Origin of the sequence: Nitrincola alkalisediminis, from assembly GCF_009821115.1 — a bacterium.
In the GTDB taxonomy this organism is placed as follows: Bacteria; Pseudomonadota; Gammaproteobacteria; order Pseudomonadales; family Balneatricaceae; genus Nitrincola; species Nitrincola alkalisediminis.
Genome location: NZ_VYTY01000002.1, coordinates 434239 through 453917 on the forward strand (window position 1 = coordinate 434239; position 19679 = coordinate 453917).

Consider the following 19679-nt stretch of genomic DNA (forward strand, 5'->3'; position numbering starts at 1 on the left):
ACTTTTATGATATAGATAGATTAAAATTGCGTTAGAAAAATCTCATGACTAAGGAAGAACAATCATGCCACGCATCAAAATCGATATGCCAGATAACTACCTATTTAGCACTGAAATACCGATTCGAATCAGTGACATTAATTATGGCGGGCATTTAAGCAATGATGCACTTCTCTCAATCATTCACGAATCCCGCATACGTTTTCTCAACCAACTGGGTTACGGTGAACTTGATATCGAAGGACTTGGACTTATCCTAACGGACTCTGCGATCATTTATAAAGCAGAGGGCTTCCATAGAGATGTCATCCAAGTAGATATTTCGGTGGGCGACTTCAACAAATATGGATGCGATTTTTATTATTTACTCACCAATCGCAAAACAGCCGTTGAAATCGCTCATGCCAAGACAGGCGTCGTCTTTTTTGACTACACGACCCGAAAAGTATCACTTTTACCCGATGCCTTTAAAGATCGTGTATTCAAAGATGCTGGCGAATCTTAGTCTTCAGGATAGTCGTAATGAATATGCGATAAGTTTTCAAAGCGTGTGTATTTACCAATGAAGGCCAAGCGTGATGTACCTATCGGGCCATTACGCTGCTTACCTATGATGATTTCTGCAACCCCTTTTTCTGGGCTGTCTTCGTTATACACTTCGTCTCGGTAGATAAACATGATGACGTCGGCGTCCTGCTCAATCGCTCCTGACTCCCTTAGATCTGAGTTGACTGGACGTTTATTTGGACGATTTTCAAGACTTCGGTTCAGCTGTGATAAGGCAACAACCGGGCACTGCATTTCTTTAGCCAACGCCTTTAAGGATCGTGAAATCTCCGAAATTTCAGCAGTTCGCCCTTCTGTTTTGCCCGTCTTCAACTGCATCAACTGCAAATAGTCGACCATGATTAACGCCAAATCACCATGTTCTCGGACAATACGTCTTGCTCGGCTACGCATTTCATTTGGACTAATGCCTGCCGTGTCGTCAATAAACAAGGGCTTTCCCTTGAGCATATTAACGGCCGCCGTTAACTTCGGCCAATCCTCTTCAACAAGTTGCCCGTTTCTAACACGGGTTTGGTCGATTTTACCTAGTGACGATAACATACGTGTAACCAACTGGTCTGCAGGCATCTCTAAGCTGAACACCAATACCGGACGTTGCGTGCCCATCAGAGCATTCTCAACCAGGTTCATGGCAAATGTGGTTTTCCCCATAGAAGGACGTGCCGCAACTATGATTAGGTCTGAAGGCTGCAGACCTCCTGTTTTTGTATCTAGGTCATCAAAACCTGTGGTGACCCCCGTGAGGGCGTCAGCATTATTAAACAGATGGTCAATGCGCTCCACGGCCCGTTTCAAAAGCGGGTTGATCGGCTCAGGTCCTCCTTGATTTGGACGATTCTCTGCGATCTGAAAGATTTTCTGCTCAGCTTCGTTCAGGATTTCATCTGAACCACGCCCCTGAGGTGAAAATGCATTTTCGGCTATTTCATTGGCAACGTTGATCATCTGGCGCAGTAATGCACGATCTCGGACGATTTCAGCGTATGCACGTATGTTAGAAGCACTCGGCGTATTACGCGCCAATTCAACTAAGTAAACAAGCCCCCCTACCCGTTCTAAATCATCATTGCGATCCAACTCCTCCGACAGGGTAACAACGTCGATCGGACGGCTATCATCGACCAGTTTTTGCATGGTTCGGAAGACAATGCGATGCTCCGAGCGATAAAAGTGACCATCCACCAAAATCTCAGAGACGGTATCCCATGCATTATTATCCAACATAAGCCCACCCAGCACTGATTGCTCAGCTTCGAGTGAGAAAGGAGGGGCTTTTATCTGGTCAACGATGTCTTGTTGAGGATCAGCATAGTCCATAATAAGTACCTGATATGAATCGAAAGAGAAGCATTGGAAGGGGGACCATTGTAACGACTCGTCTATTGCTGAGACAAGCATTTGCGTTACGCAAAAAAAACGCCGTGTACTCGAAGAGTTACACGACGCTTGAGTTGTGTCTAGGTGCTGGAATTATTCAGCAACAACAACCAACTTGATAGATGCATTCACTTCTGGGTGCAATTGCAGACCAATGTTGAATTCACCAATGTGACGAATTGTACCAGACGGCAAGCGAACTTCGCTCTTGCAAACTTCAATACCTGCACCTGTAATCGCATCAGCAATGTCACGCGTACCAATTGAACCAAACAGCTTGCCTTCATCACCGGCTTTGGTGACAACAGACAATTCCATTTCATTCAGTTTCTCAGCGCGATCAATTGCAGCGGCTAATTTAGCAGCAGAAGCCGCTTCAAGCTCAGCACGACGCTCTTCAAAGCGTGCAATGTTGTCTGCAGTAGCAGAAACCGCTTTACCTTGAGGAACCAAGTAGTTACGGCCAAAGCCGCTTTTTACAGATATTTTGTCGCCCAGTTTTCCGAGCTTACCAATATTTTCGAGCAGAATAACTTCCATCTCGCAAACCTCTTTTTTCTGCAATAGTGTTGCAGTGTCTTAATTCCCAGCCGGGATTCGTGATCGCAGATCTAATAAAGCATCGATCAACGCGAGAATCACCAGCAATGTAACTACATAGGGACCCATAAAGACGATTGATAGATATAAAGCCACCAACCATGTCTTTCCAAGTGATCGTTTTGCTACCACGCCATGAACCAAAGCGATGCCTGCAACTAGAAGAGGCAGCAACAATAAGGCATACCATCGACTACTATTTGGCAGCAACGCATTTCCGGCAAGCAGAAGGATCACCAAGCTCACTGCGAATACAAGTGGCAATCGCAGTGAATGAAACTCTTGTTGAAACCCACCTGGATTATACAATCCGGCTTGCCAGCTTCTAGCCAACATCAAACACCCCAACACAACGGCAACATGAAATGCCGTAATGGCGCCCAAAATCAAGTTTCGTATATTCTCGTCCGAAAACCCGTTTAGAGCAGATGCAGGATTGGCAGCACTGCGTTGAGTAACCAGCTGACGAGCTACCTCAACAATTTGATCCAGCAAAGATCCTAACCCTAGCTCAAGTAGAAAACTCACAACAATACCCATGGGTACAACTGCGATTAACACTTGCTGCCAACTTGACGTTGTCCGTAATACCGTTGCCAGTACAAAACTGCTAACGATAACTACGGCCGCACTGGGATCACCCGAAAGCACCCATGCAATGGCTGGCAGTAATGCCCAGATTAAAATCTTTAACGCATCCGACACACCCCTTCTCAGAGTGATCAGACTTACGGCTGCTGCACTTACCCAATAGAGCAATGGCAGCATGGCCGCAATAACAACCACCATGATCGCCTGATTACGCCCCTTCATAATCACTTCTGCAAGGGTACGCATCATGGCGAGAACCCTTTCTACTGGTGACCGTCAGTATACGGCAGCAATGCGATGTAACGCGCGCGTTTAATCGCTGTTGCCAACTGACGCTGGTAACGTGCTTTAGTGCCAGTGATACGGCTTGGTACAATTTTACCAGTTTCAGTAATGTAGGCTTTCAATGTTTCTAAATCTTTATAATCGATTTGTGAAACACCTTCAGCGGTGAAGCGACAAAACTTACGGCGACGAAAAAAACGGGCCATGTTAACTCTCCTAAAAAATGGAATTAATCTTCAGCAGTTTCCTGCTCATCAGCATCGACATCAATATCGCTTGAGTCATGATCTCTTGACTGACGGTCACCACGATCTTCACGACGTGGCTTACGCTCTTCACGAGACTCTGCTGCTTTGATAGGAGAGATTTCAGTGATCGCTTCTTTACAACGAATGATCATGCTACGCAAAACGGCATCGTTGTAACGGAAAAGACTTTCAAGCTCGTCCAGGGTTTCCTGGTTGCATTCAATGTTCATAAGAACATAGTGCGCTTTATGAGCATTGTTGATTGGGTAAGCCATTTGACGACGGCCCCAATCTTCCAGACGATGAATAGCGCCTTCAGCACCTTCGATCAAATTTTTGTAACGCTCCAGCATTGCTGGAACCTGCTCGCTCTGATTCGGGTGAACCAGAAACACGATTTCGTAATGACGCATTGTTGCTCCTTACGGTTTTACAGCCCTCAGATCACACGTTTGGTGTCACCGAAAGCAAGGAGTTAATAAAATAAAACGGAGCCATATTCTACGCTGTCAAGTTTTTATTTACAACAGCAAAACAGGCTATATTGTCAAGCTTCTCGAATCTCAAAGCTGTGCGTAATCTCAACACCACCCTTTTCCAGCATCAAAGAGGCTGAGCAGTACTGTTCAGCCGATAAGGTCACAGCACGACTCACATGTGACTCTTTTAGGCCTTTACCAGTTACAATAAAATGAACGTGTATTTTGGTGAAGACGGCAGGCACAGCGTCTGCACGTTCAGACTCTATTTCCGCAACGCAATCCGTGACATCTTGCCGCGATTTTTGCAGTATTTTTACCACATCAAAACTCGTACAGCCGCCTAATCCAAGCAGCATCAGCTCCATAGGTCGAGGCCCTTGCTGCAGATCTGCATCAATCATGACATCAAATCCGCTGCCGCTGGTGCCCTTAAAGCGAAGATCGCCATCCCATTTTACGCTTGCTTTCATAATTTAATCATCCAGTTCAAACCTTATGCAAAAAGGCGTTGTAATTCATGACCGGGGTCATCGGCTCGCATAAACGCCTCCCCGACTAAAAAGGCATTCACCTGATGCGAACGCATCAAACGCACATCATCCGGTGTGACGATACCGCTCTCAGTGACAACAATACGATCGGTTGGTATCTGCTCCAACAGACTGAAGGTATTGTTCAAAGAAACCTCAAAACTGTGCAAATCCCGGTTATTAATGCCTAGCAGACGTGTATTTAAGGGTAATGCGCGCTGCAGCTCCTCTGCACCATGAACCTCAACCAAAACATCCATTCCCAACGCCTGCGTCAAAGCCGACAGATCACGCAACTGCTCATCCGTCAGCGCCGCGACGATCAACAAGATACAATCGGCACCCAATACTCTGGCTTCATAGATCTGATAAGGGTCTACAATAAAGTCTTTACGTATCACGGGTAGTCGACATGCATTTCTCGCTTGCTGGAGATATTCGTCAGCCCCTTGAAAAAAATCTACATCAGTAAGTACCGACAAACAACTGGCACCTGCTTTTTCATAACTGATGGCGATGTCGGCAGGGTTGAAGTCTTCTCGAATCACACCTTTAGATGGGCTGGCTTTTTTTGCCTCCGCAATAATGGCAGATCGTCCTTCCGACAACGCCGACTCCAGCGCCTGAACAAACCCTCTGGGCTCGAACTCTGTGCCTTTTTGCGCCTCTATTTTAGCCTTCAGAGCATCAATACTGACCTGAGCCGAGCGTTCGGCAACCTCTTCATGCTTGCGCGCGATGATTTTTTTTAAGATGGTTGGCGTATCGCTCATGACTCACCCTTATTAAATTGTTGACTAAACTCAGCTAACGCTGTCATTTTTTTCAGTGCTAGCCCTTGATCCATCATTTCAAAGGCTTTAACGACACCATCTTGGTGTGAATCCGCTTCACCACCCAACCAAATAGCTGCACCAGCATTCAGTGCGATAATGCTTTTGGCTTTAATTGAGACTTTATCCACACCACCGGAAAATGCATTCTGTATTATCAGGAGCGAATCAGCCGCGCTCTTGACTTCCAAACCTATGAGACTTTGACTGTCAACACCGAGATCTTCAGGTGTTATCGAGTATTCCGTCACTTGCCCATCCTTAAGCTCAGCTACATGCGTATGCGTGGCCAAACTAATTTCATCTAAACCATCGTCTGCATGCACGACCAAAATATGCTCAGCCCCTAACTGCTGCATCACCTCAGCCATAGGTCGACAAAGCTTTTCACTAAACACCCCGATCACCTGGTGCTTGACCCCAGCCGGATTGGTCATCGGACCTAATATGTTAAACAATGTCCGCAAGCCTAGAGACTTTCGGGCACCGATGGCATGCTTCATCGCACCATGATGGGAAGGCGCAAACATAAAACCGACTCCGACTTCATCGATGCACTGTGCAACTTCATCAGGCGTAATCCCCAAAAAAATCCCCGATGACTCCAGCACATCGGCACTACCGCTGCTGGACGATACGGCACGATTTCCATGCTTGGCAACCTTGACACCTGCCGCTGCGGCAACGAAAGCCGAAGCAGACGATATATTGAAAAGATTGGCACCATCTCCGCCCGTTCCAACAATATCAACTAAGCGCTTTTCCGTCTTGGGCGTCACTGGCACAGCCAACTCTCGCATCACCTGAGCAGCCCCCGTAATTTCGTCGATGGACTCACTCTTCATTCTCAATGCAACCAAGAATGCCGTGATCTGAGACTCCGTACACTGACCCGTCATGACTTGACGCATGACATCTACCATTTCAGCACGACTTAAATCTAAGTGCTCAACAACCCTAGCCAGTGCCTGCTGTATATTCATGGATCAAATCTCCGTAAACCGATTAAGTGGTACTTTTTATCTTTCGAAGGAAATTGGCCAGCAACTCATGCCCCTGCTCCGTTAAAATGGACTCAGGATGGAACTGAACACCTTCGGCACCGGATGGAATATGCCTGATTCCCATAATTTCATCAACTGAACCATCTTCATGTGCCGTCCACGCCGTTACTTCAAAGCAATCAGGAAGGCTTTTATGATCAACAACCAACGAGTGATAACGTGTCACTCTAAGAGGATTATTCAAGCCTTGAAACACTCCTTGTCCTTCGTGATATACCAGAGACGTTTTGCCATGCATTACTTTGGCCGCCCTCTGCACGTTGGCACCAAAGACTTGCCCCAGACTTTGGTGCCCCAAACACACGCCCAGCACAGGGATTTTGTTTGCAAAGCGTTGAATGGCTTGCATTGATATCCCTGATTGGTCTGGTGTACAGGGGCCTGGAGAGATAACCAGAGCCGCAGGATTAAGCTGTTCAGCTTCTGTCAGCGTGAGTTGATCATTACGATAGACCTCGACTTGCTCACCTAGCTCACGAAAATAGTGCACTAAGTTCCAAGTGAAGCTGTCGTAATTGTCGATCATCAGTAGCATTCAGTGGCGACCTCTTCTAAACAAATGGATATTAAGGATTGGCTTTATAACTCAAACGCTCTTCAAACGCCTATATCAAAGTGTATCACAGCACAACATCACTCTGAAAAAGCTCAATTCATTTAATTAAGTCTCCTTGGGCCACTTAAACAGACGCTGACGCCCCTTCCGACCTATCAACAGGTAAACAAAGACATTCATTTTCCAGTCAGCTTGTGAGGCTATACTTAGCGGCATATATTGATTTGGAGTGATTAAATGCTTAAGCGTTTTTTTCAGGCAGCATCCATTAGCTGCATACTTAGCCTTACGGTTGCCTGTGCCACTTCGCCGACTGGACGCTCTCAATTTACGCTTTTTAATGAGCAACAGCTGGCACAAATGGGCAGTACGAGCTTTGAGCAATTAAAACAGGAAGAAAAAGTCTTAAAGCATGCCTCGACCCGCAATTACGTCCAATGCATTACCAATCAGTTGTTGCGTGCCAACAATATTCAAGGGAGCTGGGAAGTGGAAGTGTTTGATTCGCCCACACCCAATGCATTTGCACTACCGGGTGGAAAAATTGGCGTTTATAAGGGCATGATCGACCTAGCTGAAACTCCCGATCAATTGGCCGCCGTGATTGGTCACGAAATTGCGCATGTTGTCGCCAAGCACGGAAATGAGCGTGTTTCGGCTGACTTCGCCACTCAGATGGGTGTCGCCGTGCTATCCGGCATCCTTGCCAATCGTGACAAACCCAATGACCAACTCCTTGCCGCGTTAGGTATTGGCACTCAGGTCGGCATTCTTTTACCCTTTTCTCGGCAACACGAAACCGAAGCTGATCTCATCGGACTGGATTTAATGGCACGGGCGGGTTTTGATCCACGACAGAGCATCAACCTTTGGCAAAACATGGCCGCAAAAGCGAGCACAGCCCCCATTGAATTTCTATCCACCCACCCAGGCCCTAACAATCGAATTCGAACACTAGAGAATGCAATGCCAAGCGCAATGCAGGCTTACGAACAAGCGATTCGTAGTGGACAGCGTCCCAACTGTAAAAAACCTTAGAACCAACGCTGATTTTTAGACAAAAAAAAGCGAGAACTCAATCTCGCTTTTTTTGCCTAAAGAACATCAGACTTTTACAATCGACACATCTTCCGCTTGCAAACCCTTGTCACTCTGGCGAACATAAAAACGAACTTTTTGCCCTTCAGCCAATGAGCGATGTCCTCTGCCACGAATATTTCTAAAATGAACAAACACATCATCGCCGTTATCCCGTGTAATAAAGCCAAATCCTTTTGAGGCGTTAAACCACTTGACCGCTCCAGCCTCTCGATCGTCATCTTCGCTGATAAAGTCGTCATCTTCATCAAGCGTATTTTGTACGGCGGATGCGTTCGACAATGAGCTCGCCTGAATAAACCCCGCACCAAACACCAAAGCAAATGTAATCGCCAACACTAGGTACAGATTATCTGCCAATAGGCTTACCACAACCGCAACAATAACGGCAACAACACCACTCACAATACTATTTTTGATCAATTGATTACCACTCATCTATCTTATCTCTTTCACTTTTTAATACTTAGAATTTAGATACAATACACATCTACACCTGTTGCGTTACCCGACAAGGTATGCACAACAGAATTACAACCTGCAGGTATATCGTAGTTTACACCTTTTTTCAATGCGTTATGATCACGATATAGAGAATGGTCTAACCTTATTCAAACATTGACACCGAAATGACAGGTACATCAACATGTCCGAACTGACGCGTATGCAGGATTTAGAAAGCCGAGTGGCATTCCAAGAAGATGCGATTGACCAGCTTAGCAGCATCATCGCTCGTCAAGAAAAAGAAATTGAGCGATTGACGCACTCATTAATCCATCTCAACAACCGTCTGAACGAGCTCAGTGTCGGTTCCGAGCCACTAGTTGATCAACTACCTCCTCACTACTGAGCCTCTTTATGACTGTTTTGACGTCTATTAACCGATGCTTCATCCGATTATTAACGCGTATTCGGGTCATAGGTCAAGATAAGCTGCAGCGAAACGCTCAGGTGTATTATGTACTGGAGCATGCATCCTCAGTTAATAGGCTGATTTTGGCCCAGTGGCTAGAAGCGCAAGGGGTTCGTTTTTGTTCGGAGCAACTTATTGACGTAAACGCGCTTCATACTCAAAGCACGCTAAGCCTTGAGAAATTGATTGATCGACAATTGAGTCAATCTGATGATGAGATTCTGCTACAACCCATCACGCTGCTCGTCGGCCATATGCCAGCGAGTCAACCGACTAAGTTAATGACACTCTTCAATGAGAGTTGGACAAAACCAACGCCTTTTCTATCTTGGTTTAACCTTTTGATAAAAGGCCGATCCACACTCATTCGTATTGACGAACCCTTACATTTACGTGATATCAGCCAACCGGGCATTTCGTCACTGGTCATACTTCAACGCTGCATTTGGTTGCTCAGTGAACATTTTCAGCGTACACAACAAGCGATTCTTGGCCCTGACCTATCGAGCAAACGTGCACTCATCAACCAAGTCATCATGTCGCACGACATTCAGAACATTATTTATCGGCATGCACAAGAGTCACCCAAATCCATTATAAAAACAGAAGCAGCCTTGCGAGCTCAGCTCAACAAAATGATAGCGGATTTTCGCCCTCAAACCGCGAGAGTGCTTAATCGTATGATCGCGTTTATGTTGAAGCGCCTCTATCAAGAGATCAACTTGAGTGGGATTGAGTCACTGCAAAAACTGGCATTAACCCATAACCTCGTTTACCTTCCCTGTCATCGCAGTCATTTAGATTATATATTACTTTCGTGGCTGCTCTACCAAAACGGACTGATGGTCCCCCATGTGGTCGCTGGGGATAACTTGAACATTCCCATTGTGGGCAAGCTTCTACGTCAAGGAGGGGCTATTTTTATCCGGCGGCAATTTAAAGGGGATCGCGATTACTCAACGCTTTTCCGTCGCTATCTAATTTTAATGATGCAGCGCGGCCATAGTATTGAATACTTTGTTGAAGGAGGACGCAGCCGAACAGGACGTCTATTGCCAGCCAAAACAGGTCTGCTTGATATGACATTGGACGCAGCAAGCCAGCTCCCCACTCGTCCAATCGCCTTTATCCCCGTTTGGATTGGCTATGATCGATTGGTTGAAAGCCATAGCTATCAACAAGAATTATCCGGTCAGAAAAAAAAGAAAGAGAGCTTAATCGGCACACTCAAGTCTGCACGGATTTTGTTTCAATCCTACGGCAAGGTTTCCTTAAACATAGGTGAAGCGGTTCTTCCTGATGATGTGAGCCACCTGCCCTCTGAACAACGTGTGCACGCCATTGCTCATCTCGTTATGAGCCGAATCAATGCGGCATCCGTGCCAATGCCAATGAGCCTTATCGCGACTTTGCTTTTGAGCACACCCAACCTATCTATCGCCGAAAATGACTTAACGCAGCGTATTCGCGAACTCTACGCATTCCTATTGCCCGATCACCCATCTATAGAATTGCCTATACAGCAATGGTGTCAAGATGCCATCGACCGTCATCAAATCATCAGAAATGGGGCTTTTATTACGGTCAATGAAGCGCAGGCAGCTGAGTTAACCTTTTATCGAAACATGTTGCTGCACGAGGTCGCTCTACCCGGCTTATGGCTGCTCGTCCTGCGTCGATTACCCAAGACATCCCATCTAAAACGCCTGCAGCTCATGCTGGCTGTTTACCCATTCCTTGCCGCTGAACTGAGCTTAAATACTGAATCCGCAGAGCCTTTACGCTCTGTGCAAATGGCGTATCAAGCGCTAAATGACTTTGGGCTGCTTTCTTCTGAACAGCCAACGATCTCAATACACCTGATGCGACTCGTTGAGCCGATTTTATTGAGACAATACCTATTACTACTGACCCTGCAGGCAAAAACAGTGCCTGCTAAAGCGGATGAACTGATTGCGCGCACACAGGCTTTAGCCATTGAGATACACGACATGTTCGGCTTCCATGCTCCAGAGTATGCGGATAAACGTGTTCTGGAGAGCTTTATCAATCAACTATTGGAACATCAACTGCTTGTCGCACATGAGGGCATTCTGCAAACCTCAAGACCCTTAAGGCCTATTTTGAGATTGTGCGAGCGCATTCTGTCAAAACACCTTACCGATAAGGCTAAACGCCTATTAGAGACACGTCACTAGTAGCTGTCAGTCAAACTTTTTTAACGCATAAATATCGTAACGGCAGGATTTCCCCTCCAACTGATAGGTTGGAGGCGTACCTTCGACACAAGGCGCCTTTCGCGGTCGTTTGACGACAACTCGGTAGCGTGCCGCTTTAAGGGCAGCCTCCAATAAAGCTGCCGCATCGTTATCTTGCCCAACGAGACTGCGAAACAAGAGCATTTCCTTTTTTACCTGCGCCGATTTTTCGGTGTGGGGAAACATTGGATCAAGATACACGACATCTGGCTTATCCTCTGAGCTCAAGGAATTCAACCACTCGATTGAGTCCACCTCTTTGCACGTCATACGTTCAACGATTTCCGCTATTTCAGAAACTCGACGTGCTTGCTCGACACCATCATTGAGCAGCTCAAACACCAACGCTGAACGCTCAAGCAGGATAACAGAGCACCCCAAGGTCGCTAACACAAACGCGTCCCGACCTAAACCTGCAGTCGCATCGACGACTAGGGGTCGCACCCCTTTATTCAAGCCACAGGCCTTGGCAATTAACTGCCCTGTGCCGCCACCAAATTGACGTCGATGCGCAACCGCACCTGAGACGAAATCTACTCTAACGGGGCCCGGCCGCTTTTTGCCCGTCACCTGCAACTGTATCCCCGTTTGATCGACAATGAGCAAGCAGGCATAGTCACTGGTATCTAAACACTCATGCCCGCTCGCTGGCACATTCAGCTTATGCGCCAGCGCTTGAGCTGGCCGCTCAAAGGCCTCATCAAACCAGGTACAAGCAAGATTTAAAGCGCAACTCATCGACTCTAACTACCACTTCCAAAGAAATACACAAGTAAAAGAACAGCGCCCAATATCATACGGTAGATGACAAACGGCATCATGCCAATGCTTGCAATCCACTTAAGGAAAAGATGAATACAACACCAGGCGCTTACCCCAGCGACTAAAGCCCCCAGAAACAACATTTCAAGTGGTAAGACGCTGACCCCAGTTTGCACGCGCGCCATCATCATGACACAGGCACCGAACGTGACGGGAATTGATAATAAAAATGAAAAACGAGCAGCCGACTGACGATCAAAACCAAGTAATAATGCGGCCGTGATCGTAGAGCCTGAACGAGAAGTCCCCGGTATCAACGACATTGCCTGAGCAAGTCCGATCCAAACCGCATCTTTAACGTTAATTTCAGACAAGGAACGACGTTCAGAACGATACACGTCAGCCAACCCCATTAGCGCACCAAAAACAATTGTTGTTACAGCGATAATTAAAATAGAACGCCCCCAGTGCTCAATAGCAGAGACAAATAGCCCTCCGGCTATCACAGCAGGCAGTGTTCCTAATATCACCAACCAACTCAATAGCCCTTCTGACGTAGAAACACCCTTGAGAGACAAGATCCAAGCCTTAAACAACAAGAGAATATCCTGTCTAAAATACACTACAACCGCGATCAGGGTCCCCAAATGTACACCCACATCAAACGCTAAGCCTTGATCCTCCCAGCCCCAAAGCTGGGCTGGTAAAATGAGATGTGCCGAACTGGAAATTGGAAGAAACTCCGACAACCCCTGAACCAAGGCTAGAAAAATGATTTGAATCCATTCGCTTACATTCATTGCTGGTCCTTTTTCTTCCAAGCCACATCATCCCTTAAGTACACAGGCCTAACTTCATCGGCAAGGCTAACCTGCCCCCTAGCCAATGACTCTTTAGCAAGTGTGAGCATCGCTGCAGCCGTCGGATAAATAGACTCAGGCTGATCTAACAAGAGGTTTACCTCGGATAATGACTCCATCGCCTGGGCATACGCCCAACCGCTGCCGACACCCATCACCTGAGAAAAAGAATCGGGCACATACACATCGCTCGGTGCAGACACGCGTTCTTCCACTTCATAGACTATTTTCCCTTCATCGAAGCGAATGAGTGCCCAATAGACCTCATCCATACGCGCATCCAAGGCCGTTAAAATGGGCAATCCTTGAGCTGCTGATTGAGCCGTTATGGCCATAGCCGCCAGTGTCGATACCGGAATCAAAGGTAAATCTGCGGCCAACCCTAATCCTTGTGCAACACCCGTTGCAATTCGGATGCCGGCAAAGGACCCAGGGCCACGCCCAAACGCAATCGCATCAAGATCCTCAAGCCTTAAAGACGAGGATGCTAATATAGACTGCACCATTGGCAATAAGAGATGGGTATGACGTCTTGGCTCTATTCGAAACTCCTGCGTCAGCTCATCTCCGTTTAAAAGAGCGACTGAGCAAGCATCCGTTGACGTATCTAACGCAAGTATTCGCGACATCAGTGTATATTCCGCACAACAATATTTTACGAGCCATTCTAACGATTCAACAAACAGAATGCACAGCCCAGAAATTGAGTTAAATGTATTTTTCGCCCCAACGCGGTAAAAGAGCATGCTCCAAACCTAGTTGAGATAAGATTCTTGCAACCACAAAATCAATCAAATCGTCGATTGTTGTCGGCTGATGATAAAAGCCAGGACAAGCCGGCAAGACCACTGCCCCCATCCTTGATAATTTCAACATATTTTCGAGATGAATTTCAGAAAAAGGCGCCTCCCTGGGCACTAATATTAATTGGCGACGCTCTTTTAACGCCACATCAGCCGCACGTTCAATGAGGTTATTACTGGCTCCACAAGCAATGGCCGATAACGTGCCTGTACTACAGGGGCAAATCACCATCGAGGAGGGTGCACCCGAGCCTGACGCCAAGGGAGCCATCCACTGTTCACGACCAAAAACCTTAATTTGCCCTGAGCGCGCTTGATATTTAGCAGACAGGAATATCTCCTGCTGCTCAGCCGCACCCGGCAATCCGAGCGTCGTCTCAGTCGCTACCACCACCTGTGCCGCTTTAGAGATCATCAAAAATACTTGGCAATCCGCTGCCACCAAGCATTCAAGAAGACGCAATGCATATTGCACACCAGAGGCGCCCGTAATCGCCAGTGACACTCGCCGCGCAAACACCTCACTCATTTTAAGACTCCATTTAACGCGTCAATCAGCTTCTGATGAACACCGCCAAAACCACCATTCGACATCACGACAATGTCTGTGCCAGGTGTCACCGCGCCAAGCACAGCAGAGACCAGCTCAACCAACGAATCATGCACCTCTGAAGCAACGGGACTTTTTTCAACGAGCGTCTTCAAAGACCAATCGGTTCCAGTGGGTTGGAACCAAAAAACGCGGTCAGCTGCGGCAACCGATTCGACAAGCGCATGTTGATGCACACCCATCCTCATCGTGTTGGAGCGAGGCTCTATGATGGCGAACAAAGGCCGAGATCCGATATGCGCACGTGCACCCTCAAGCGTTGTTTTAATTGCTGTTGGATGATGTGCAAAATCGTCATACACTCTGATTTGATTGACTTCAGCCAGCAACTCCATTCTTCGTTTGACACCCGGAAAGCTCGACAAGGCCTCAGCTGCATGAGGAAAGGTGACGCCTACATGATGGGCCGCCATCATGGCATTTAAACCATTTAACACATTATGATGCCCCGTCAATGACCAATGGACATCACAAAGATCCTCTCCACCAACAACGACAGAGAAACCCCGCCCATCCTGGCTAAGTAAACGCGCTTGGATTGCCCCTTGCACCAATCCTGTTTTAACCACTTCACTCCAGCAGCCCATTGATAAAACCTGCTCTAGATTGACATCATCAGCCGGACATACGATTTGCCCGCTGGCCGGAATCAGACGCAGCAAGTGATGAAACTGACGTTGGATTGCACTTAGATCCGGAAAGATATCCGCATGATCATACTCTAAGTTATTCATGATCAACGTTCTGGGTCTATAGTGAACAAACTTCGAACGCTTATCAAAAAAAGCGGTATCGTACTCATCGGCCTCAATAACAAAAAACGGAGTTTCGCCCATGCGAGCCGAGGTCGTAAATCCCTTAGGAACACCACCGATAAGAAATCCTGGCGCCATTCCTGCCTGATCTAAAATCCAAGCTAACATACTCGCCGTGGTTGTTTTGCCATGAGTCCCTGCAACCGCCAAGACCCAACGATCACGGAGCACATGGTCGTGTAACCATTGCGGTCCTGAGGTATACGACAGTCCTTTTTCCAATACATATTCAACACAAGGGTTTCCCCTCGACATCGCATTACCAATAACAACTTGATCCGGTGCAGGATTGAGTTGTTCCGGATCATACCCTTCAATTACCTCAATACCCTGATCCTTAAGCTGAGTACTCATGGGTGGGTAGACATGTGTATCTGAACCCGTCACTTTATGCCCTAGTTGACGCGCAAGTATCGCCAAAGAGCCCATGAAGGTCCCGCAAATACCTAATATATGAATATGCACAGCCAAATAATCCTCAACATTAAATTGAGATCATCATAACAGTTTTCACCTGTGCTTTTCTGCCATCGAAACCAATAAAACATCTGTTTTTTGATCACTGACGGCCCGTATTTATCATGCATTTTCATGCAAAATCGCTTAAAATAATGGGGTTTAAAATTTGATACCGACTGACTAATCTGGGGACATGGAACGCAATGCAACTTCTGAGCAATTTCTTAAAGCACAAAAAAATTGATTCTGAACTGATTGAACTCATCGATACATTAATGCTGGCCTGTAAGGAAATCGCTTTACAGCTACGTGAGGGTGAGCTTGCAGGTGTGCTAGGCGTCTCCGACAACACCAACATTCAAGGTGAAACCCAGAAAAAACTGGATATCATTGCCAATGAAGTTTTAAAAAAAGTATTACTGGACAATCCTATCGTTAGAGGCGTTGCTTCAGAAGAAGAAGACTTTCCTGTTTTTGGAAACTCAGATGGACGCTTTCTAGTGACATTTGATCCCCTAGACGGGTCATCCAATATTGATATTAACGTTTCGGTCGGCACCATCTTCTCCATTCTTGAAGTGCCGGCAGGTGTGCATGAAAACTCCGTTGATTTATTTTTACAACCCGGTGTGCAACAGCTAGCGGCGGGTTATGTTCTCTATGGTCCATCGGCTGTGCTGTCACTTACCACGGGTGATGGTGTCAACATGTTTACACTCGCACACACTGGTGACTTCTTACTCACGCATGAAGACGTCACCATTCCCGCTGACACGTCCGAATTTGCGATCAACATGTCTAACCAGCGCTTTTGGGAACCTGGCATGCGCAATTACATTGACGATCTTCTTGCAGGATCGGAAGGCAGTCGTGGTAGAAACTTTAACATGCGCTGGGTCGCCTCCATGGTTGCCGAAGTGCACCGCATTCTGACCCGTGGCGGCATTTTCACATATCCTTGGGATTCTCGCGAACCCCAAAAGCCTGGAAAATTGCGTTTGATGTATGAAGGCAACCCCATGAGTATGCTAATTGAACAGGCAGGTGGAAAATCCAGCACCTGCTACTCACGCATTATGGAAATTCAACCAGACGCGATTCATCAACGCGTTTCCGTTGCCTTAGGCTCACGCAACGAGGTAGACACACTGCTGGAATACCATCAAGCGAATAAGAATGACTGATCATTAGTCTTATATCAGGCTCACGGCATTATCTTTATAATGCCAGTAATATCATTTTATTATTGACTTTCAATCTAAAGGAACTATCCGATGAGTTTCGTTAACGTACCTTCTGGAAAAGATCTACCCAATGACATCTATGTTGTTATTGAGATTCCGGCAGAAAGCTCTCCTGTCAAATACGAAATCGACAAAGACTCTGATGCCGTATTTGTTGATCGCTTCATGGCTGCGCCGATGTTCTACCCTGCCAACTATGGATACATTAACAACACCCTAGCCGATGACGGTGATGCGTTGGATGTATTGGTGATCACGCCTTACCCTGTTGCTGTAGGCTCTGTCGTGCGCTGCCGTCCTGTCGGGATTCTGAACATGACAGATGAAGCGGGTGAAGATGCCAAACTGGTTGCTGTTCCTCATCAAAAGCTGTCTCAAGCATACAACGACATTCAAGACATCAACGATCTGCCACAACTTACGAAAGACCGTATCGCTCATTTCTTCGAAAACTACAAAAAGTTAGAAGTCGGAAAGTGGGTTAAAGTTGAAGGCTGGTCTGATGCTGCGGCGGCTCGTCAAGCCATTCTAGATTCGGTTGCTGCGTACGAAGCTGCAAAGTAATGCAAAAAACACTCGGCATCTAGATACTAGATGCCGAGCACATCACGGACGTCGATTAATCTCGACGCCCGTGCTCAACTAAATCCTCAACTACCTCCTGTTCAACATGAAGATCATCGGCCTCTTGTGCTGAGGACGGTAAAATCAAATTCAGCACAATCGCAACAATGCCGCAAAGGCTGACACCCTGTAAGCTAAGCTCACCATCACCTAATGCCATCCCCCCTATTCCAAACACCAAGACGGTCGCGACAATTACGAGGTTACGCTGCTCTGCCATATCCACGCGCGCTTTGATCAGCGTATTCATACCAACCGCCGCAATCGAACCAAACAATAAAATCAAAATCCCACCCATGACAGGCGTCGGAATGGTCTGCAAAAACATACCAAACTTAGAAACAAATGCTAACAGGATGGCAAATCCTGCCGCCCAAATCATGATAATTGGATTAAATGCGCGCGTCAGCATGACGGCCCCAGTAACTTCCGAATAGGTCGTATTCGGCGGGCCACCAAACATCGCGGCTGCAGATGTCGCCAAGCCATCGCCAAACAACGTGCGATGCAACCCGGGCTTTTTGACATAATCTTTTCCTGTCACCTTACTGATCGCCAGAACGTCACCCACATGTTCTATCGCAGGTGCAATCGCGACGGGGATCATAAAAAGAATGGCCTGCCAATGAAACTCAGGCATGATAAATCCAGGCACTGCAATCAAAGGGGCATCTCGGACAGCATCAAAATTAACCATTCCCATCCAAAGTGCAGCAAGGTAGCCAACGACCACACCACACAAGATAGGCAAAAGTCGAAAAATCCCCTTGGCAAAAACGGCGACGGCGGCCGTTGTCACCAACGAAATCATTGAGACCAAGATCGCATCTTGATAAGGAAAGATCTCAAACGAACCATCCCCCGCCTTTCCCATCGCCATATTCACAGCAATAGGTGCGAGACCCAAGCCAATAATCATAATAACAGGGCCTATCACGACAGGCGGCAAAAGACGATGCAAAAACCCAGGACCACGCCAACGCACGAAAAGCCCAAGGCACATATACACCACACCCGCAGCTAAGAGAGCACCCATCGTTGCAGGCACCCCCCAACTCTGAACCGAAAAGATGATGGGCGCGATAAATACAAATGAAGAGGCTAAAAAAATGGGGACAGTTGCACCTGTCACAAAATGAAACAACAGGGTTCCAATGCCTGCCGTAAACAGGGCAACACTGGGATCCAAACCTGTTAATAAAGGCATCAAGACCAACGCACCAAAGGCAACAAAGAGCATTTGTGAACCCGCTAAAGCGGTTCGCCAGTGCATGGCCTTTTCTGTCCCGTCTTTCTCGCTAACCATTATATTCCCCTACTTAGTGCCAAAAATTTTATCACCGGCATCACCTAAGCCCGGAATGATGTAGCCTTTTTCATTCAAATGAGAGTCAACCGATGCCGTGAAGATATCCACATCTGGATGCGCAGCTTGTACCTTCGCGATCCCCTCAGGGGCTGCCACTAATACTAAAGCGCGAATACTGGTGCAACCCGCTTTTTTTAACATATCGATCGTGGCAATCATTGACCCACCTGTCGCCAACATAGGATCAACAATTAACGACATACGTGCATCTATATCACTTGCGAGCTTTTCAAAATACGCAACAGGCTCAAGCGTCTCTTCATCACGATACACACCAACAACCGATATTTTAGCGCTGGGAACCAACTCCAAGACGCCATCCAGCATTCCCAAACCGGCTCTTAAAATAGGCACTACCGTGATTTTTTTACCCTTAATGCGCTCGGCCGTCACGGGCCCTGCCCAACCTTCTAACTCATAAGGCTCTAATTCAAGATCCTTCGTCGCTTCATAGGTCAGTAAACACCCAACTTCAGCGGCCAATTGACGAAAACCCCGTGTGCTTTTGTGCACAGATCTCATCAAACCTAATTTATGCTGAACTAAGGGGTGGCGTATTTCGTGAACACTCATGAAAACCTCTCTGGTAATTGTTGGCGACTACACAACGGCGAGCCATGGTATGCATTTTTAGGGAAAGTCCGCTGACTTTCAACAACTGTCTGAATAGATCATTGAATATTCTATATTGCCCTTTTCATAATAGGTCAGTATCGTTTGCATTTTTT

Annotated in this window: 23 protein-coding genes; 6 read left to right on the forward strand and 17 right to left on the reverse strand. The window is 46.9% G+C overall.

The window, feature by feature from the left end:
* The first annotated feature begins 64 nt into the window (after window positions 1-64).
* A complete protein-coding gene (locus tag F5971_RS05135; RefSeq protein WP_036509358.1) occupies window positions 65-505 on the forward strand; it encodes an acyl-CoA thioesterase in 441 nt (146 codons plus the stop codon).
* Here F5971_RS05135 and dnaB read toward each other — a convergent pair.
* The 9 genes from dnaB to F5971_RS05180 all read right to left on the reverse strand — a co-directional run bounded on the left by dnaB (window position 502) and on the right by F5971_RS05180 (window position 7115).
* On the reverse strand, window positions 502-1887 hold the full coding sequence (dnaB, locus tag F5971_RS05140) for a replicative DNA helicase (protein WP_193494337.1): 1386 nt from the start codon (window positions 1885-1887) through the stop codon (window positions 502-504). The two genes, F5971_RS05135 and dnaB, sit on opposite strands and share 4 nt — an antisense overlap.
* A 153-nt stretch (window positions 1888-2040) precedes the next feature.
* Entirely contained in the window at window positions 2041-2487 is a 447-nt protein-coding gene (gene rplI, locus F5971_RS05145; RefSeq protein ID WP_036509356.1) for a 50S ribosomal protein L9, read from the reverse strand.
* A 39-nt stretch (window positions 2488-2526) separates the two neighbouring features.
* Window positions 2527-3387: a hypothetical protein gene (locus tag F5971_RS05150; RefSeq protein ID WP_237748539.1), complete on the reverse strand. Its 861-nt coding sequence runs from the start codon at window positions 3385-3387 to the stop codon at window positions 2527-2529.
* Window positions 3388-3401: 14 nt separating this feature from the next.
* Window positions 3402-3629, reverse strand: a complete 228-nt coding sequence (gene rpsR / locus F5971_RS05155) for a 30S ribosomal protein S18 (protein ID WP_036509353.1) — start codon at window positions 3627-3629, stop codon at window positions 3402-3404.
* Between the two features lie 23 nt (window positions 3630-3652).
* Window positions 3653-4084, reverse strand: coding sequence for a 30S ribosomal protein S6 (rpsF, locus tag F5971_RS05160; RefSeq protein WP_036509352.1), 432 nt, complete (start codon window positions 4082-4084; stop codon window positions 3653-3655).
* Window positions 4085-4218: 134 nt separating this feature from the next.
* Window positions 4219-4623: an OsmC family protein gene (locus F5971_RS05165; protein ID WP_036509350.1), complete on the reverse strand. Its 405-nt coding sequence runs from the start codon at window positions 4621-4623 to the stop codon at window positions 4219-4221.
* A 23-nt stretch (window positions 4624-4646) separates the two neighbouring features.
* A complete protein-coding gene (trpC, locus tag F5971_RS05170; protein ID WP_036509349.1) occupies window positions 4647-5456 on the reverse strand; it encodes an indole-3-glycerol phosphate synthase TrpC in 810 nt (269 codons plus the stop codon).
* A complete protein-coding gene (trpD, locus tag F5971_RS05175) occupies window positions 5453-6499 on the reverse strand; it encodes an anthranilate phosphoribosyltransferase (RefSeq protein ID WP_036509346.1) in 1047 nt (348 codons plus the stop codon). The genes trpC and trpD overlap by 4 nt, the downstream gene beginning before the upstream one ends.
* A gap of 22 nt (window positions 6500-6521) precedes the next feature.
* On the reverse strand, window positions 6522-7115 hold the full coding sequence (locus F5971_RS05180) for an anthranilate synthase component II (RefSeq protein WP_036509344.1): 594 nt from the start codon (window positions 7113-7115) through the stop codon (window positions 6522-6524).
* 258 nt (window positions 7116-7373) lie between these two features.
* Between F5971_RS05180 and F5971_RS05185 the strand changes: the two genes are divergently transcribed.
* Window positions 7374-8174: a M48 family metallopeptidase gene (locus tag F5971_RS05185; protein ID WP_036509341.1), complete on the forward strand. Its 801-nt coding sequence runs from the start codon at window positions 7374-7376 to the stop codon at window positions 8172-8174.
* Window positions 8175-8240: 66 nt separating this feature from the next.
* Here F5971_RS05185 and F5971_RS18655 read toward each other — a convergent pair whose 3' ends face one another.
* Window positions 8241-8672, reverse strand: coding sequence for a cold-shock protein (locus F5971_RS18655; protein WP_036509339.1), 432 nt, complete (start codon window positions 8670-8672; stop codon window positions 8241-8243).
* 208 nt (window positions 8673-8880) lie between these two features.
* Between F5971_RS18655 and F5971_RS05195 the strand changes: the two genes are divergently transcribed.
* Window positions 8881-9084 carry a SlyX family protein gene (locus tag F5971_RS05195; RefSeq protein WP_036509336.1) on the forward strand — a complete coding sequence of 68 codons (204 nt, stop codon included), beginning with the start codon at window positions 8881-8883 and terminating at the stop codon, window positions 9082-9084.
* Window positions 9085-9092: 8 nt separating this feature from the next.
* Window positions 9093-11345, forward strand: a complete 2253-nt coding sequence (locus tag F5971_RS05200; protein ID WP_193494338.1) for a 1-acyl-sn-glycerol-3-phosphate acyltransferase — start codon at window positions 9093-9095, stop codon at window positions 11343-11345.
* 6 nt (window positions 11346-11351) lie between these two features.
* Here F5971_RS05200 and F5971_RS05205 read toward each other — a convergent pair whose 3' ends face one another.
* The 5 genes from F5971_RS05205 to mpl form a co-directional block, all read right to left on the reverse strand.
* Window positions 11352-12143: a class I SAM-dependent methyltransferase gene (locus F5971_RS05205; RefSeq protein ID WP_193494339.1), complete on the reverse strand. Its 792-nt coding sequence runs from the start codon at window positions 12141-12143 to the stop codon at window positions 11352-11354.
* Window positions 12144-12148: 5 nt separating this feature from the next.
* On the reverse strand, window positions 12149-12967 hold the full coding sequence (locus tag F5971_RS05210) for an undecaprenyl-diphosphate phosphatase (RefSeq protein ID WP_193494340.1): 819 nt from the start codon (window positions 12965-12967) through the stop codon (window positions 12149-12151).
* Complete coding sequence (gene tsaB / locus F5971_RS05215) at window positions 12964-13656, reverse strand: tRNA (adenosine(37)-N6)-threonylcarbamoyltransferase complex dimerization subunit type 1 TsaB (protein ID WP_193494341.1); 693 nt, start codon at window positions 13654-13656, stop codon at window positions 12964-12966. Before tsaB ends, F5971_RS05210 begins: the two co-directional genes overlap by 4 nt.
* Before the next feature lie 79 nt (window positions 13657-13735).
* Window positions 13736-14359: a flavin prenyltransferase UbiX gene (locus F5971_RS05220; protein ID WP_193494342.1), complete on the reverse strand. Its 624-nt coding sequence runs from the start codon at window positions 14357-14359 to the stop codon at window positions 13736-13738.
* Entirely contained in the window at window positions 14356-15720 is a 1365-nt protein-coding gene (gene mpl / locus F5971_RS05225) for a UDP-N-acetylmuramate:L-alanyl-gamma-D-glutamyl-meso-diaminopimelate ligase (RefSeq protein ID WP_193494343.1), read from the reverse strand. Before mpl ends, F5971_RS05220 begins: the two co-directional genes overlap by 4 nt.
* A 197-nt stretch (window positions 15721-15917) precedes the next feature.
* Here mpl and F5971_RS05230 point away from each other — a divergent pair, with 197 nt between their 5' ends.
* Window positions 15918-16898, forward strand: a complete 981-nt coding sequence (locus tag F5971_RS05230; protein ID WP_036509322.1) for a class 1 fructose-bisphosphatase — start codon at window positions 15918-15920, stop codon at window positions 16896-16898.
* A gap of 90 nt (window positions 16899-16988) precedes the next feature.
* Window positions 16989-17522 (forward strand): inorganic diphosphatase, encoded by a 534-nt coding sequence (gene ppa, locus F5971_RS05235; protein ID WP_036509320.1) that lies wholly within the window; start codon window positions 16989-16991, stop codon window positions 17520-17522.
* A 55-nt stretch (window positions 17523-17577) separates the two neighbouring features.
* Here the strand turns inward: ppa and F5971_RS05240 are convergent, their stop codons facing one another.
* Complete coding sequence (locus F5971_RS05240) at window positions 17578-18888, reverse strand: uracil-xanthine permease family protein (RefSeq protein ID WP_051514307.1); 1311 nt, start codon at window positions 18886-18888, stop codon at window positions 17578-17580.
* A 9-nt stretch (window positions 18889-18897) separates the two neighbouring features.
* Window positions 18898-19524: a uracil phosphoribosyltransferase gene (gene upp, locus F5971_RS05245; protein WP_112159288.1), complete on the reverse strand. Its 627-nt coding sequence runs from the start codon at window positions 19522-19524 to the stop codon at window positions 18898-18900.
* Between the last annotated feature and the right edge of the window lie 155 nt (window positions 19525-19679).